The 13,427-nt window shown below is 70.9% G+C and carries 13 protein-coding genes; 8 read left to right on the forward strand and 5 right to left on the reverse strand.

Features of this window, described 5'->3' with window-relative positions:
• Positions 1-22 precede the first annotated feature (22 nt).
• Positions 23-1,447 carry a xylan 1,4-beta-xylosidase gene (locus tag ACFYXF_RS41795; RefSeq protein WP_389357676.1) on the reverse strand — a complete coding sequence of 475 codons (1,425 nt, stop codon included), beginning with the start codon at positions 1,445-1,447 and terminating at the stop codon, positions 23-25.
• Between the two features lie 101 nt (positions 1,448-1,548).
• On the opposite strand from ACFYXF_RS41795, the gene ACFYXF_RS41800 reads away from it, so the two are divergent.
• Complete coding sequence (locus tag ACFYXF_RS41800; protein ID WP_389357678.1) at positions 1,549-2,643, forward strand: DUF5925 domain-containing protein; 1,095 nt, start codon at positions 1,549-1,551, stop codon at positions 2,641-2,643.
• 107 nt (positions 2,644-2,750) lie between these two features.
• On the opposite strand, the gene ACFYXF_RS41805 is transcribed toward ACFYXF_RS41800, so the two are convergent.
• Positions 2,751-3,119 (reverse strand): GntR family transcriptional regulator, encoded by a 369-nt coding sequence (locus ACFYXF_RS41805; protein WP_389357680.1) that lies wholly within the window; start codon positions 3,117-3,119, stop codon positions 2,751-2,753.
• A 71-nt stretch (positions 3,120-3,190) separates the two neighbouring features.
• Here ACFYXF_RS41805 and ACFYXF_RS41810 point away from each other — a divergent pair, with 71 nt between their 5' ends.
• Together ACFYXF_RS41810 and ACFYXF_RS41815 are read left to right on the forward strand one after the other, a co-directional pair.
• Positions 3,191-4,120 carry a GNAT family N-acetyltransferase gene (locus ACFYXF_RS41810; RefSeq protein WP_389357682.1) on the forward strand — a complete coding sequence of 310 codons (930 nt, stop codon included), beginning with the start codon at positions 3,191-3,193 and terminating at the stop codon, positions 4,118-4,120.
• Complete coding sequence (locus ACFYXF_RS41815; protein ID WP_389357684.1) at positions 4,101-4,601, forward strand: DUF402 domain-containing protein; 501 nt, start codon at positions 4,101-4,103, stop codon at positions 4,599-4,601. The genes ACFYXF_RS41810 and ACFYXF_RS41815 overlap by 20 nt, the downstream gene beginning before the upstream one ends.
• A 6-nt stretch (positions 4,602-4,607) precedes the next feature.
• Here ACFYXF_RS41815 and ACFYXF_RS41820 read toward each other — a convergent pair whose 3' ends face one another.
• A complete protein-coding gene (locus ACFYXF_RS41820; RefSeq protein WP_389357686.1) occupies positions 4,608-5,195 on the reverse strand; it encodes a class I SAM-dependent methyltransferase in 588 nt (195 codons plus the stop codon).
• 137 nt (positions 5,196-5,332) lie between these two features.
• Between ACFYXF_RS41820 and ACFYXF_RS41825 the strand changes: the two genes are divergently transcribed.
• Together ACFYXF_RS41825 and ACFYXF_RS41830 are read left to right on the forward strand one after the other, a co-directional pair.
• The gene (locus ACFYXF_RS41825) at positions 5,333-5,467 is read left to right on the forward strand and encodes a hypothetical protein (protein WP_105972665.1); all 135 of its coding nucleotides are present in this window, start codon (positions 5,333-5,335) and stop codon (positions 5,465-5,467) included.
• Between the two features lie 200 nt (positions 5,468-5,667).
• The gene (locus ACFYXF_RS41830) at positions 5,668-6,648 is read left to right on the forward strand and encodes a lytic polysaccharide monooxygenase (protein WP_389357688.1); all 981 of its coding nucleotides are present in this window, start codon (positions 5,668-5,670) and stop codon (positions 6,646-6,648) included.
• A 63-nt stretch (positions 6,649-6,711) separates the two neighbouring features.
• On the opposite strand, the gene ACFYXF_RS41835 is transcribed toward ACFYXF_RS41830, so the two are convergent.
• Positions 6,712-7,596, reverse strand: coding sequence for an esterase/lipase family protein (locus ACFYXF_RS41835; protein WP_389357690.1), 885 nt, complete (start codon positions 7,594-7,596; stop codon positions 6,712-6,714).
• Positions 7,597-7,708: 112 nt separating this feature from the next.
• Positions 7,709-8,620, reverse strand: a complete 912-nt coding sequence (locus ACFYXF_RS41840) for a hypothetical protein (protein ID WP_389357692.1) — start codon at positions 8,618-8,620, stop codon at positions 7,709-7,711.
• 391 nt (positions 8,621-9,011) lie between these two features.
• Here ACFYXF_RS41840 and ACFYXF_RS41845 point away from each other — a divergent pair, with 391 nt between their 5' ends.
• The 3 genes from ACFYXF_RS41845 (at position 9,012) to ACFYXF_RS41855 (ending at position 13,382) form a co-directional block, all read left to right on the forward strand.
• Positions 9,012-11,270, forward strand: a complete 2,259-nt coding sequence (locus ACFYXF_RS41845) for an MMPL family transporter (protein ID WP_389357694.1) — start codon at positions 9,012-9,014, stop codon at positions 11,268-11,270.
• A gap of 142 nt (positions 11,271-11,412) precedes the next feature.
• Entirely contained in the window at positions 11,413-12,729 is a 1,317-nt protein-coding gene (locus tag ACFYXF_RS41850) for a sensor histidine kinase (protein WP_389357696.1), read from the forward strand.
• Positions 12,726-13,382 carry a response regulator gene (locus ACFYXF_RS41855; RefSeq protein WP_389357698.1) on the forward strand — a complete coding sequence of 219 codons (657 nt, stop codon included), beginning with the start codon at positions 12,726-12,728 and terminating at the stop codon, positions 13,380-13,382. Before ACFYXF_RS41850 ends, ACFYXF_RS41855 begins: the two co-directional genes overlap by 4 nt.
• The last annotated feature ends 45 nt before the right edge of the window (positions 13,383-13,427 follow it).

Here is a 13,427-nt window from a genome sequence, read left to right on the forward strand (position 1 = left end):
GGTAGGTGGGTGGCTCAGTGGACTATCGGCTGAGCCACTTCACCTCATACGCCCCCATCGAGAACCGCTTCCCATCAACCTGCGCATCGATCGGCCGGTCCAGGACGTTGACGACGAGAACAACCCTGTCGTCGGCAAGCACCCGCACGTTGGGCACATCATCCGCGGCCACCGCAACCGTCTCGTACCGCGTCCCCGGCGGGAAGGCCGCACCGAACCGCGATACGAGATCGAACATAGGAAGTGCCGCTCCCCCACTGCCACTTGAGGTGGGAGTCCACAGACACCCGGCGCAGCCGGTCCCCTTCTCCTCCTCCGGGTTCCAGTAGAAGCCGGACGAGGCACCCCCCTTGACCATCGCGATCAATCCGGCCGCCTGGACGGCCTCGCGACGGGCCTCGGACCACCCCGTACGGTCGTCGTTGCCGTCGGCGGGCTCGACGTAGTACTCGGCCCACCACAACGGCAGCCCACGCGTCCGCGCCCGCACCCACTTCCCCACAGCCGTGAACTTGTCGGTCGCCGCGAACTCGTCGGGCAGCAGTTCGTCGTCCTTCGTATAACTGGAGCCGTCCACGACCACGAAGTCCGCGCCCACCTTGTGCTTGTTCCAGTAGTCGAAGGCGTCGAGGACCCGCTGGTCCATGGCGCCCCAGGGCCCCTTGAAGGTCGTCGAGGCGTCAGACTTCTGCCGAGGATCGAGACTGTCCATGACGAGGTACGGCCCGCCGACCATGATGTCCTTGTCGACCTTCTTCAGCGCCTTGTAGACGAGGTTGTACAGCTCGGTGTAGCCCTCGTAGTCCCAGCGGGCCTCGGCGTTGTTCCAGAAGCCCTTGAACTCGTTCCACACGATGAAGTGGCGTACGTCCGGATAGCGCTTGGCAACGGTCGCGGCGAGCGCGGCGTAGTCCTTGTAGTGCGCGCGGGTCGGCGCCGTCTCCAGCGCGGCCTGGCTCCAATTGGTGTTGTCGGAGCCGGACTTGCCGCCCTTCATCCAGTCCGGGGCACAGCACAGGGTGACCACCGGGGTGGCCCCGGAGGCCCGCATGAAGTCGATACGGCGGTCCATCTCCGCGAAGTCGTAACGCCCCTTGACCGGCTCGGGGTTGCCCGCGCCCCAGCCCATGATGTGCTGGTTCTGCGGCAGCCCCGGGTCCTTGGAGAGCAGCCCCTCGACCCGCGCGACGGCCGCCCCGGCGCCCTCGTCGGCGCTGAACTGGGTGTGCGTGAACCCCCACCCGACGTCCGGCTCCGAAACCGCCGGAGAGGCGGCGGGCGTGCCGTGCACCTTGTCACCGTCGCGGGAGGTGCCCGCGGTGCTGCCGCCGTTCGACGGCAGTGTGTTGATCAGGGTCAGGATCAGGGCCAGCGCGACGGCCCCCACACCGAGCAGGGCGGTGAGCTGCCACCGCCGAGCCCCCGAATTCCACCCATGACGTCCCATCAAGGGCAACAGTAACGGCGGGACACGGCCGGAGGGCAGCCCTCCGCAGCGCACCGCGGAAACCGGGTGCACGCCGCGTCCGTGTGCCGGATCATGGCGGCATGTCCGGTAACCCGCACGACGCGCTGCCGATCCGGCTCAACGTCGACGACAGCGACTCACCGTCCGACGTCGTCGACGCGCTGTTCCTCGGCCGCTTCGCGACGGGCGAGCAGCCGTATTCGCACGCGGCGAACATCGACCGCGTACGGTCCGGGGCGACCCTTCTCCCACCGGGCGCCCAGGTCCTGCGCGCCGCCCGCGACGACGACCGCAGCGCCACCCTGGCGGAGGGCGACGGATGGACGCTCCTGGTGTCCCGCTGGAACCGGGGCGCCGACGTCACGGTGACGGCGACCACGCCCGAGCTGGCCGCGAAGGTCCTCGACCAGGCGACGGACGGCGCGGCGGACGAGCCCGAACCCCAGCCGGAGAACGTGACGATGGGCTTCTGGTACGTCTCCCCGCGCCGGGGCCCGCACCGTACGACCCGCCAGATCTCGGCGGGTACGTGGGACGAGGTCCGCGCCAACTACACGGCACCGGTGGCGGACGCGATGGACGGCCTGATGAAAACCACCCCCGAGGACATCGCGGGCCGCCTGCTCCTGCTCCACGGCCCGCCGGGCACCGGCAAGACGTCCGCGCTGCGCACCCTGGCCCGTTCCTGGCGGGACTGGTGCCAGGTGGACTGCGTCCTCGACCCCGAGCGCCTCTTCTCCGACGTCGGCTACCTCATGGACATCGCGATCGGCGAGGAGGACAGCACCGGGAAGGGCCGCTGGCGCCTGCTCCTCCTGGAGGACTGCGACGAACTGATCAGGGGCGAGGCCAAACACACGGCGGGCCAGGCCCTCTCCCGCCTCCTGAACCTGACGGACGGCCTCCTCGGCCAGGGCCGCAACGTCCTGGTGGGCGTGACAACGAACGAGGACCTGGAACGCCTCCACCCGGCGGTGGTACGCCCCGGCCGCTGCATGGCCCGCATCGAGGTCGGCCCCCTGACCCACCGCGAGGCAACAACCTGGCTGGGCACGGAGGAGGGAATCCCCCGCGAGGGAGCAACCCTGGCCGAGCTGTACGCCCTACGCAGAGGCACCACCCCAACAACAGTCCCAGACCAGAGAGATGGAGCAGACGCAGGCCTGTACCTGTAAGTCGGGTGCCTCGTGAAGTGGAGTGCGGGAATCGTGCCGGCTTTTAGGGGCGCGAGGAACTGCGCGACAAGCCCCCACCGGCCCGCAGCCGAAGCACGTACCCCTCCTCACCCCTCGTAGGCCGCCCGCAGGGCATCCCGCACGGCATCGAGTGCCGCCCCCTGACCCAGCCCAAGCCTCTGCACCCGCTCCGCATACGCCTGCGCAGCAGAAGCCGCCTCACGATCCGCCGCCGAGCCCGCGGCAGCGACAAACGTCCCGTTACGCCCCCGCGTCTCGATCACCCCGTCCGCCTCCAACGCCCGATACGCCTTGGCGACCGTATTCGCGGCCAGCCCCAGCGACTCCGCAAGCCCCCGAACGGTCGGCAACCGGTACCCCACCGGCAGCACCCCCGCCCGAGCCTGCTCGGAAATCTGCGCCCGCACCTGCTCGTAAGGCGGCGCACTGTCATCGATGCGGATCTTCAAGGTCACCCCCCGATTCTCCCGCACGGCCCGGAAAATGAGAGGCATCCGCGCATCTCCCCCGCGTAACGTCCCAGCTCATGACAGTGACCGTCCGTGCACTCCACCCCGACGACACCACCGGCGTCGAGGGCTTCGCCCACGTCCGGCGCCTCTCCCTCCCCTTCTTCCTGATCACCCCGAAATCCCTCGCGTACGACATCACGCACGCCCACCCCGACGCCCACTACCAGGCACTCGTCGCCGAACAGGACGGCGAGGTCATCGGCACCGCCCAGACCGCGGCCGTCCACGACAGCCCGGAGCCCGGCCAGGGCTTCGTGAACGTGTACGTGCACCCGGAGCGCACGGGACGCGGCGCCGGCTCGCTCCTCGTCCGCACCGCCGAGCGGCACCTCGCCGCCGCCGGGGTGACGAAGTCCTTCGCCTGGGTGCTGGACGCCCCCGGCAACCGCGCCTTCGCCGAACACCACGGCTACCGCTCCAGCCGCAGCGCGCACTTCCTCCGCCTGGACCTGGCGAACGGCACCCTGCCCCCGCTCCAGGACCCCCCGCCCGGCGTCGAACTCCGCCCGGCCTCCGACTTCGCCGCCGACCCACGCCCCTTGTTCGACCTGGACGCGGAGACGACGTCGGACGAACCGAGCGATGTCGACTACGAGTTCACGGACTACGAGGCCTGGCTCCGCGAAACCTGGCACCACCCCCTGCTCAGCCACGAACTGACCACGATCGCCCTCGTCGACGGCCGCCCCGCCGCCTTCAGCGCGGCCCGCACCGACGGCGCCACCCGCTACGGCACCGTGATGACCGGCACGGCCCGCGACTTCCGTGGCCGGGGCCTGGCGAAGCTCGCCAAGAACGACTCCCTGCACCGCGCCCGCGCCGCCGGGTACACAGAGGCACTGACAGGCAACGACGCCGGAAACGGCCCGATGATCGCCATCAACAAGTGGTTCGGGTACGAGATCTGCGCAACGGAGGTGCGGTATGTCCGCGAACTCATCTGAGCCCACACCCACACTGAACGTCGTACTCGTCAAAGCCGGCCGCACGAAGATCAGTTACCCGGCCGAGCTGCTCCACGACGACGGCACACGACTCGCCGTACGCGCCCCCTGGGCCGGCGACACGGTCCGCGACTTCGGCTTCGTCCGCTTCGAACCGGGCGACATGTTCACGGAGTACTACTGGCGCGACCGCTGGTACTCGGTGAAGGAGGTGCGTGCCGCGTCGGGCACGCTGAAGGGCTGGTACTGCGACATCGCCCGCCCGGCCACGCTCACCGGCACGGACCTGGTCGTCGAGGATCTCGACCTGGACCTGTGGCGCTCCGCCGACGGCAAGGACGTACGAAGGCTGGACGAGGACGAGTTCGAGGAGAGCGGTCTGGCTCAGGCGGACCCGCGGGCCGCGTCCGCCGCCGTGGCGGCCCTGGACGAACTGGAGTCGCTGGCGCGCGAGGGCGGCTTCGAGAAGCTGCTCGCCTGAGAGGCCCTACAACCGGGCCAGCACCACGTACCGCTCGTCCTCCACCTCGCGCCCCCACAGCCGCGCATCCCCGGACAGCCGTTCGACTCGGACATCCGTGGCGAGGGGCGCGAGCAGCCCGGCAAGGGTGTCGGCGGGTATGCCGACCGGACCGACCGTCCCCCACACCCCCTCGACCAGCACCAGCCGTCCGCCGGCCCTGAGCAGCCCCTGCCAGTGGCGCAGCACGCGCGCGGGGTCGGGCAGGGTCCACAGGACGTGTCGTACGAGCACGACGTCGAAGCGCTCCTCCCCCACCGGAGGCGCCACCGCGTCGCCGACGAGGAACACGGCGGCCCGGCCCGCGAGCTTGCCCCTGGCCTGCTCGACCATCGCCCGGGACGCGTCCACGCCGGTGACGCGGTGTCCCTGTTCGGACGCGAGGAGCGAGAGGCTGCCGGTGCCGCAGCCGAGGTCGAGGACGTCGGCCGGGCGGTCGGGCAGCCAGGACCGCAGCCGGGCCGCCCAGGCCTCGCGCACGGCCGGATCGCGCAGGCCGTGGTCGGGTTCGTCGTCGAAAGTCGCCGCTTCCGCGTCCCAGTCGGTGTTCGTCATGCGGCCAAGAGTGACACCCACCACTGACAATCGAATCGTGACCGCCGCCACTGACAGACCGGCGCCGATGAGTCACCCTCCCGGGAACGGTCTATCTCCGTGAAAACGCGGAACCCGGTGGACCGAAGGAGGCAGCCATGCGCCGCGTAACCGTGCAGAAGCCCCTGAAGAAGTCGGACGCCCGCCGTGTGCGGGAAGAGGTCGACGAACGCGTCACCGAGCGTCCCGAGGTCCGAAAGGACATCGCACGCACGTGGTGGCCGGACGGCTGAGGTCCGCCGGCCGTCGAGGACCGGGCCGCCCGTCGGGCGTGCGCCCACTAGTCGCGCACGCTCCCTACCTGAGCGCAGTCCGAACCCTTCCTTAAGCCGACCATAAGGATCTCCCTCACCCGCCTCCAGCAGGCGATTTCGCGGTTTCTTGGGGCTAGCTTTCTGAGCGCCCCCCGAGAACCGTTCCGAGGAGATCCCGCATGCGCGCACGCCGCCGTACGGCCGCCGCGATCACCGCCGTCACCACCCTCGGCATCGCCCCGCTGGCCCTGCCCGCGGCGCCCGCGTCCGCGCACGGCTCGATGGGCGACCCGGTCAGCAGGGTCGCCCAGTGCTACGCGGAGGGCCCCGAGAACCCGTCGTCGGCCGCGTGCCGGGCGGCGGTCGCGGCGGGCGGTACGCAGGCGCTGTACGACTGGAACGGCATCCGCATCGGTGACGCGGGCGGGCGCCACCAGGCGCTGATCCCGGACGGCGAGCTGTGCAGCGCGGGCAACGCCGAGTTCAAGGGCCTCGACCTGCCCCGCGCCGACTGGCCGACGACCGGCGTCAGCAGCGGCCCGTACACCTTCAGGTACCGCGTGACCGCCCCGCACAAGGGCACCTTCGTGGTGTACGTCACCAAGCCGGGCTACGACCCGGCCCAGCCCCTGTCCTGGGCCGACCTGGACTTCGAACACCCGGTCGCGACGGCGACGGACCCGGTCGCGGCGGGCGGCTTCTACACGTTCTCCGGCACCCTGCCGCGACGTTCCGGCAAGCAGCTCCTGTACGCGATCTGGCAGCGCTCGGACAGCCCGGAGGCCTTCTACTCGTGCTCCGACGTGACGTTCGGCGCGGACGAGGATGCGAGCGGCGGTCCGGACGAGAGCCCGTCGAGCAGTGCCTCCGCGCCCTCCGAGGAGCAGATCGAGGCCGGTGCCGACGAGTCGACGGTCGAACACGCGGGTCACTCGGCGGAGCCGAGCGCGGAGCCGAGCCCTGAGGCGACCGAAGCGACCGAAGCGGTCGCGCAACCCCAGGCAGCCGGCGCCGTGGCGAACCTCGCCGAGACCGGTGGGGACAGCGGCACCCCGTATCTCGCGGTGGGCGGCGCGGGCGCCCTGGCGCTGGGCACGGCGGCCCTGCTGCTCTCGGTCCGTCGACGCTCGATGGGTGGCGGCGGACGACACGGCCACTGAGTTCGCCGGGGCCTGACTGGCGGCTCAGGCCGGCCAGGCCCCGGCGGACGCTCCCTGACCAGGTCAGCCGATCGCCGACAGACAGGTGGTGGCGGTGGCGTGCGCCGGGTCGAGGGCGTTCGTCACCTCGTGGAACGCGATCCGGTCGAGCAGCCCGACGGCGGCGTGCTCGGAGAGGTCCAGCGGGCACAGGTCCTGGATCAGGACGTTGTGTACGCCGGTTCCGCTCAGGAACTGGCTGCTGTACGGCGTGACCACCTCGTCGTACCGGGTGGCGATGACCGTGTAGCGGACGCCCGGGACGGTGTCGCCGCCCGCGTTGAGCTTGGTGAGGAAGGCGGACCCGACGACCTGGTCGGCGAGGGCGGGAGTGGCCGTGGTGAGCAGGTCCGCGGCCCCGGGGAAGTACGTCAGCAGGTTGGTGAGACCGTTCAGGGTGGTGCCGTGGTTGCTGGGCGCGATGCCGACGAAGGCGTTCACCTCGGCGGCGCCGCCGAGGAACTTGAGGTAGTAGCGGGGCATCATGCCGCCCTGCGAGTGGCCGACGAGGTCGGCCTCGGCGGCGCCGGTCGCGGCGAGCACCTTGTCGACGAAGGCGTCGAGCTGTTCGGCCGACTCGTCGATGGGGCCGAGGCCGTAGAAGAGGGGTACGCCGGGCAGTTGGCCGTAGTCGAGCGAGAAGACGCAGTAGCCACGGTTCGTCAGATACGGCGCGAGGGTGAGCCAGTTGTCGATGCCGTTGGCGAAGGTGCCGTGGACGAGGACGACGGGGCGGGGGTGAGCGGCGGACGGCTTGCAGGAGTAGTCGTTCCAGCCCCAGCTGACGGCGGCTTCGGCCTGCGTTTCGGCTTGCGCGGTGGCGACGGGTACGAGGGTCGCCGCGGCGGTCATCAGCAGCGCGGCGAGAGGTCTGGCGAGGGGTCTGAGGACGCGTTTCCAGGGCAGCATCGAGTGATCTCCTTGCGGCTCAAGGGAGTGACGACGGCTCTACGCCCTGTGATCCGGATCACGAGGATGCTGTTCACTCGTCAAGTTACGGACGAGTAGCGCAACGTGGAAGTTACGCGTCGGTAAAAACTTTCAGCGGCAGCCAGTTGCTGTGATATTGGGCCCCCGATCCACTCGCCCAGGGTTCGGTCGACGCCAACTCCTCGGCGTGCAGGGCGAGTCCGTGGACCCGGGCGGGCTGCGGGGTGAGCGCCTCGTACATCCCGTGGGCGGCGCGGGTGAGGCCCGGGGAGTGGGCCGTCGGCTCCCTGAGCCTGCGACCGCGGGTCTCCGCCGGGTGGTCGGCGTAGCGCAGGGTGAGGGTGAGCGTGCGGCACGTCCTCTCCAGGGCGCGGAGCCGGGCGCCGAGTTCCTCGGCCGCCGAGCACAGGGCGGTGCGCTGGTTCTCCCCTGCGGACAGGGCGCGTTCGGCGGTCAGGCGGTGGGCGGGGAGGGTGTTCGGCACGACTCGGCCGCGGTCGATGCCGGACGCCTTGTCGTGCAGGTCGCGACCGGTCTCCGTACCGAGGAGGCGGCACAGGACGGAGGGCGGTGCCGCCGCGATCCGGCCGAGGGTGTCGAGGCCGTGGCGGCCGAGAAGGCGGGCGGTGGTGTCGGGGGTTCCGGGGAGTGCGGTGACGGGGTGGGGGGCGAGCAACTCCGCGAGGGCGTCGGGGTGTTGGGGCAGGACACGGGTCGTCCCGGGAGCGGCTCCGTCCAGGGCGAGCCGGGCCAGCGCCGGCCCGGGGCCGATCCCGACGGCGCAGTCCACGCCGTGACGGGACAGGGCCCGTGCGCGGATCGCCGCGGCCAACTCCACTGCGTCCCGCCCTGATCGCCGTACGCCATCGCCCGGACCGAGCAGCGCGCCGACGGGCGGCAGCGCCTCCACAACGGGCGTGAACTCGCCCAGCAGAGCGAGGACTTGCGGCAGGAGAGGCTCGCACATCGGAGGCGGTTCGAAGCGCACGCAGAGGACGGTCACACGTTCACTTCGCGCCTCCCGGGTATCTGGATGTCGTCGAACTCCCGCTGTACGACGTCTACCCGGGCAGCGGCCTCAAGAGCACCGGCGAGGCACTGCGCGAGCTGGCCAGTCTGGGGGGCGGCCCGTCGCCGTCTCGGCGCCCGTCGTCCTGCCCGAACCGACCGTGCGCGCGGACCTCGAACCCGTCCTCGGCTCATCGAGGTCACCCCGGGCAACGACACCCCTGAGGACGAGCCGAGCCAGTACCCCGGTACCGCCCGCCCGCCGGATTCGGTCCCGCGGTGCCGGAAGGTGACGGAAAAGCGCTCCTAGCGTGAGTGCGGGGTCGATCAAAGCCCCGCCCTCCAGTGATCCAGCTCCTGGATCCCCTCCTGCTGGGAGTACTTCCGTGGCCACGTTCCTCTACCGGCTGGGCCGGCTCGCCTTCCGGCGCCGACGGCTCTTCCTGATGTTCTGGATCGTCGTCCTCGCCGCCGTTGGTATCGGTGCCGCCGGCGTGTCCGGCAAGACGACGGACGACTTCACCCTGCCCGGCACCCAGTCCCAGCGGGCCATCGACCTGCTGGGCAAGGAGTTCCCGCAGGCCGCCGCGGGCGGTGCCACGGCCCGGGTCGTCTTCGAGGCGCCCGGCGGGCAGAAGCTGACCTCCACGGCCAACAAGACCGAGATCTCCGCCCTCGTCGCCGACCTCGACAAGGCACCGCAGGTCGCGAGCGTCACCGAGCCCTTCAGCAACAGCCTGGTCAGCGAGGACGGCACGATCGCCTACGCCCAGGTCACCTACGAGGTGCCGAAGGCGGACCTCACCGACGCCGCCTCCGAGGCCCTGAACCAGGTCGCCGAGAAGGGCGAGCGGGCCGGGCTGACGGTGAGCCTGGGCGGCAACGCCGTGCAGGAGAAGGCCGCCAGCAAGGCGGCCGAACTGATCGGCCTCGCGGTAGCCGCCGTGGCGCTGGTCATCACCTTCGGCTCGATGATCGCCGCCGGACTGCCGCTGCTGACGGCGCTCATCGGGGTGGGCGTGGCGATCCTGTGCATCACCATCTCGACCCAGTTCTTCGACATGGCCTCGGCCTCCTCCACCCTGGCGCTGATGCTGGGACTGGCGGTGGCGATCGACTACGCCCTCTTCATCGTCTCCCGCTACCGGGGCGAGATACGCGACGGGCACGAGCCGGAGGAGGCCGCCGGACGGGCCCTGGGCACCGCCGGATCCGCGGTCGTCTTCGCCGGGCTGACCGTGGTCATCGCGCTGGCCGGCCTGAGCGTCATCGGCATCAAGATGCTCACCACGATGGGTCTGGCCGCCGCCTTCGCGGTCGCCGTCGCGGTGGTCATCGCGCTCACCCTGCTGCCCGCCGTACTGGGGTTCGCCGGGATGCGGATCATGAAGGGGAAGCTCACCAGCAAGCGTCATCGCGCCGAGGAGCGCGGCGAGCGCGAGGCGATGGGCGTGCGCTGGGGCCGGTTCGTCACCCGCAACCCGGTCAAGATGCTCGTCGTCTCGGTGGTGGGCCTGGGGCTGCTGGCCATACCGGCGATGTCACTGCGCCTGACCCTGCCCGACGACAGCATGGCCTCTCCCGGCTCCACCCAGCGCGTCGCCTACGACACCCTGAGCAAGGGCTTCGGTCCGGGCTTCAACGGCCCGCTGACGGTGGTCGTCGACGCCCGCGACAGCGACGACCCGAAGGCGGCGGCCGAGAACGCGTACGCCACGATCAGCGAGCTGCCCGACGTGGCGGCCGTCCGTCCGGCCGCCTTCAACGAGGCCGGTGACGTGGCGCTGATCACGGCGATCCCCAAGAGCTCGCCGACCAGTCAGGCCACCAAGGACCTGGTCGCCGACATCCGCGACCACAGCGACGCCCTGCACAAGGACACCGGCGCCGATCTGATGGTCACCGGCACGACCGCCGTCAACATCGACGTCTCCACCAAGCTGGCCGAGGCGATGGTGCCGTACCTGGCGATCGTGGTCGGCCTGGCGCTGATCCTGCTTCTGCTGGTGTTCCGCTCGATCCTGGTGCCGCTCAAGGCCGCGCTCGGCTTCCTGCTCAGTGTGGTGGCCACCCTCGGGGTCCTGGTGGCGGTCTTCCAGTGGGGCTGGCTGAAGGACGTCTTCGGCGTCGACCAGACCCAGCCGATCGTCAGCGTGCTGCCCATCCTGCTGATCGGTGTCGTCTTCGGCCTGGCCATGGACTACGAGGTCTTCCTCGTCACCCGGATGCGCGAGGAGTACGTCCACGGGGCCGAACCCACGGAGGCGATCGTCGCGGGGTTCAGGCACGGGGGCCGGGTGGTCACGGCCGCGGCGATCATCATGATCTCCGTCTTTTCCGGGTTCCTGCTGGACGACACCGCGCTGGTCAAGTCGATCGGCCTGGGCCTCGCCTCCGCCGTCCTCTTCGACGCCTTCGTCGTACGGATGACCATCGTCCCGGCGGTGATGACCCTGCTGGGCCGCCGCGCCTGGGCCCTGCCCGGCTGGCTCGACCGGATCATGCCCGACGTGGACGTCGAGGGCGAGAAGCTGCGCCACGCGCTGGAGGCACGGCAGACGTCCACGGCGCCCGCAGGCCATGAGGAAGCAGGCCAGGGCGCCGACGACGCGGGCGACACCAAGAAGCTGGCCCGCAAGCACTGACGCGAAAGCGCCGACCGCACGGCCTTACGATCCCCATCTGGGCGTCGGGACCCGGCCGGCCGTGCCCCCGGAGCCCCCGTCCGCCGGTCCACTCCCCCGAGGCCGGCGGGCGGGCCCGCCCGATCCGTGAAGGGCGTACAGAGTGACCGCATCGAACGCAGGCGCGCCGACGGCGCCGTCCGACGGTGTCCGGCTGCCCCGGCCGCTGTCGGACGATCCCGATCAGCGGGCGATCGTCTCGATCATCACCCGGCTGGCGGGATGGCGGCTGGCCGACCGGGCGCATCCCCGTATCCGGCGCTGGACCGTGCCCGCGTTCTGCGCCCTGCTCGGTATCTCCGAGGTGTTCGACCCGGACTTCGGTCCCAACATCCCGGTGAAGCTGGCGCTGACCCTGGGACTCACCGTTCCGCTGCTGTGGCGGCAGCAGCGGCCGACGCTGGTCTGGGCCGTCATCACGGTCGTCTCGATGCCCGTCGCGTTCCTGGGGATCCTGACCGGGGCGAACTCGTCGTGGGTCGTGGCCCTGTACAACATGGGCCGCTTCGCCTCTCCTCGGATGGCGGCGCTGGCCACCGGCGTCACCCTGGCGCAGATCACCGTGGCGGGCACCGTCTTCTGGGACGCGGGCCAGGTGGATCACGCCACCCGCCCCTGGGTGGTGCTGATGCTGGCGCTGCTCGTCGTGACGGCGTTCGCCTGTCTGGGCCTGGCCGGCCGGCTGGCGAACACCGTCATCCTCGCCCTGGAGAAGGAACGCGACCAGCAGGCCCGGCTGTCGACCGCCCGGGAGCGGGCCCGGGTCTCCCGGGAGATGCACGACATCCTCGGTCACACCCTCGCCGTCATCGTCGGCCTCGCCGACGGCGCCGCCTCCCTCGCCCGGACCAGGCCGGAACGCGGTGCGGAGACGCTCCGCATCATCGGCGACAGCGGCCGGGACGCACTGGCCGAACTGCGCCGGCTGCTCGCCGTCGTCGGGGACGAGCAGGACATCCGGGGCGAGGCGCCGCTCGCCCCGCAGCCCGGGCTGGCCGATCTGAAGGCCCTGCTGGAACGGGTCAGGGCGGCCGGCCCGACCGTCGCCTTCCGCACCGAGGGAGAGCTGACCGGACTGCCCCAGGGGCTCCAACTGGCCGTCTACCGAATCGCCCAGGAGGCACTCACCAACACGCTCAAGCACGCCGCCCGCGACACCGACGTCACCGTCTCCCTGGCCGTCGACCCCGGCGCGGTTCACCTCACCGTCGAGGACACCGGCCCCTCGCACCCCCTGATGACAAACCTCACCAGGACAAGCAGCGGTCAGGGCCTGGTCGGCATACGGCAGCGCGCCGCCCTCTACCAGGGCAGTGTCACCGCGGGCCCCAACGACCTTGGCGGCTGGAGCGTCCGTGCCCTCCTCTTCACCGACCCCCCGTCCGGCACCGCCCACACCACGGAGAAGCACCCGGCATGACCACCGTCCTGATCGTCGACGACCAGACCCTGCAACGCCTCGGCTTCCGCATGCTGCTGGAGGCGGAGCCCGACATGACCGTCGTCGACGAGGCCACCAACGGCAGCGAGGCGGTCCGCAAGGCCGCCGAACTGCGCCCCGACGTCGTCCTGATGGACGTACGCATGCCCGGTATGGACGGCATCGAGGCGACCCGGCGGATCGTCGAGTCCGGGGGCCGGTCCCGTGTCCTGGTGCTGACCACCTTCGATCTCGACGAGTACGCGTACGACGCGCTGCGCGCCGGAGCCAGCGGTTTCTTCCTCAAGGACGCGCGGCCCGAGGAACTCGTCGTCGGCATCCGCGCGGTGGCCGCCGGGGACGCCGTGATCTCCCCCGGTGTCACCCGCAAGCTGATCGACACCTTCACCAGCCGGCGGGCCGGCCCCGCCCCCGGCCATGAACTCCGGCTCGCCGACCTCACCGACCGCGAGCGCGAGGTCCTGACCGCCATGGCGGGCGGCGCGAACAACACGGAGATCGCCGAGCGGCTGCATCTCGCCGAGTCCACGGTGAAGTCCCACGTCAGCCGTATCCTCGCGAAGATCGGCGCCCGGGACCGTGTACAGGCGGTGATCTTCGCGTACGACGTCGGCCTGGTACGCCCGGCCTGAGCCTGCGTTCGTCGGACACGGGTCGGACTTCGTTGGACACGGGTC

The sequence above is a fragment of the Streptomyces sp. NPDC002680 genome (genome assembly GCF_042889145.1).
Taxonomy (GTDB): Bacteria; Actinomycetota; Actinomycetes; order Streptomycetales; family Streptomycetaceae; genus Streptomyces; species Streptomyces adonidis.